This is a genomic window from Spartinivicinus poritis (genome assembly GCF_028858535.1).
GTDB classification, from domain to species: Bacteria; Pseudomonadota; Gammaproteobacteria; order Pseudomonadales; family Zooshikellaceae; genus Spartinivicinus; species Spartinivicinus poritis.
The window spans coordinates 1-2426 of sequence record NZ_JAPMOU010000136.1 but is presented as its reverse complement, the minus strand read 5'-3'; the positions used below and the strand labels follow the sequence as shown (position 1 = coordinate 2426).

The window sequence follows — 2426 nt, the reverse complement described above, 5'->3', positions numbered from 1 at the left end:
AATAAAAAAGTCGCTCAAGTGTATGAACAGTTAAGCGACTATGGGGCTATTGCTGCATAAAAGTGTCTACAGTATTGCTATATAATGGAACTAATTAACCTCCTAAAAAAACATTACAACAGCGGTAAAAACCCCTCTACGCTTAAGTTGGCTGATGACCTTGGGTTCACCATACCCAGGAAAATGGTGAAATATTTAAAGCGCAAACCAACTGACGAGCATGTTGACCCGTACTTATTCGAGTTTTTTGTATACCAGAAAATATATCACCAAATCGATAGAGGTAGGCTCTGTTGCAATGATAGTGTATCTTATAGTGATATTGACAATGATTTAATTGATGATGCACTGGTTGATAATGTTGAAAAAATTGCTGATGAATTCGGTTACCCAAAAATACCTATTTACTGTGAAAAACGCCTAGATGATGCTATCAAAGCATTAGATGAAGCATGGGACAGAACAACAGAGAATATCCGTCTTAACCAAAATTTTGGTTTTAATCTTAAAACCACCAAATCTGGTCAACAACAATGGAGTTTACTATACGACAGTAACGAAAAACTTGATGATACTTTTTTTAAGGCTCTACCTAAAGTAGAAATAGCTGATGTAGTCATGTTTGCTGGTGATCTAATTGGCATGTGGAAAGGGTTTACACATATAAAAGATCGTTATACTAAAAGGAAGAAGCCTGTCGTGTTAGCTGTTAATGCTTGCCTATTATCGGAAGCATTTGGTTTTACTGCCTCAAAGATGGCTGATATGTCAGATCTTAACTTCAAGCTCTTACACACAACACGTGAAAATTTTATTCGAGTAGATACACTATGCACAGTAAATGACTTAGTAAGTAATCATATACACTCATTATCTATTTTCAAACTGTGGAATTTGCTGGAAGATAAATTACTCGCTGATGCCGATGGACAGAAGTTTGCCACCAGTAACAACACCATCCAATCGAGGTATTCGAAAAAATATCTAGGGAAAGGCCGGGGAATATCATTGTATACCCTGATTGCTAATTTTGTAGCCGTTAATGCGAAAAATATTGGGCTTAATGAATATGAGGGGCATTACCTCTATGACATGATATACAGTAACAAAACCGATATTGATATCAATATGGTAACGGGAGACAACCACTCATTAAATAAGCTTAATTTTGTAGCACTGGATGCTATCAATGTAGACTATGTCCCTAGTATAAAAAATGTTAGAGAAGCAGCAGATGATTTGTATTCAGTAAAGTCGCCTGATAGCTACACTGGGTTGCTACGACCCAAAGGAAAAATCAATATTGATAGAATTAGATCCCAAAAAAGGGGTGTGCTGCGGGTATTACTATCTTTAATAATGCAAGAAAACACACAAAGCAGCATCATTCGGAAATTAAGCTCGCATGCTCGCTATGCCAGGTTGAAAGCAGCTTTATTTGAGTATAATAAAATATTTAAAACTACCCATGTACTCAATCTAATAGATGATATGCAGCTCCGAAAGGCGATTCGAACCGCTAGAAATAGGACAGAAGCCTACCATCAACTACAAGGGATTATTAGAAAGACCTACAGTAGTGTGTTTAAGGGCAAAAGAATTGTCGACAATCGTGTTAGCGCTCATGCTGCACGGCTGATTGCTAATTGTATCATTGCCTACAACAGTATTATTTTGAATGCCGTTTATGAAAAAATGCTGGCAAACGGTGCAGCACAGGAGGTTATTGATGAGTTCACTAGAATATCACCGATAGCCTGGACCCACCTGCTATTCACAGGTCGATATAGCTTTAAGAAAATCGCTGGCAATATTGATGTAGAAGCCATGGCTCAGATACTGGAGCAGAACATACAGCTATATTTTGTGAATAAAAATCAATCAAAAAACTCAGAATCGTCACTTTTGGGGGTTCTTAGGCATACCCCCGATAGAGGAAGCATCATTAGCCGCGTAAAAAATAATAAATACGCTCACTAAGCAAATAGTTAAGCCGCCACTGATTTCCAGTCTTCCATAATTGAGGCTCGTTTTGGGTTGCCCTGGTATAATAGAATTTGTAGCTCTTTGGCACTAATTTTATAAGTGGTGTCACCGGCTTTGGGCCACCACTTTAACTTACCTTGAGAAAATCGCTTCATGCAGAGCCAAAAACCTTGCCCGTCATAAACTAATAATTTAACCGCATCTTTACGCCGGTTGGTAAAGACAAAAATAGTCCCGGAGTCAGGTTGCTCATTTAATTGCAATTTACATAACGCTATAAGGCTATTGATGCCTTTTCGGAAATCAATAGGCTTCACTGCTAATAATAATCGGTGTTGAGGTGTCAGTTGCAGCATAATAATATTACCTAATTATCATCATGCCTAAGCTATATTTAGTAGCTTACCTGGTAGCGGAGGTGTTCTCAGCGCTACAAATGC

At 38.0% G+C, this 2426-nt stretch carries 2 protein-coding genes; one reads left to right on the top strand and one right to left on the bottom strand.

The genetic code is table 11. The features are described from left to right. Positions 1-84 precede the first annotated feature (84 nt). Positions 85-1980: a Tn3 family transposase gene (locus tag ORQ98_RS29320; RefSeq protein WP_274692371.1), complete on the top strand. Its 1896-nt coding sequence runs from the start codon at positions 85-87 to the stop codon at positions 1978-1980. An 8-nt stretch (positions 1981-1988) separates the two neighbouring features. On the opposite strand, the gene tnpB is transcribed toward ORQ98_RS29320, so the two are convergent. Then, a complete protein-coding gene (tnpB, locus tag ORQ98_RS29315) occupies positions 1989-2342 on the bottom strand; it encodes an IS66 family insertion sequence element accessory protein TnpB (RefSeq protein WP_274692370.1) in 354 nt (117 codons plus the stop codon). Positions 2343-2426 lie beyond the last annotated feature (84 nt).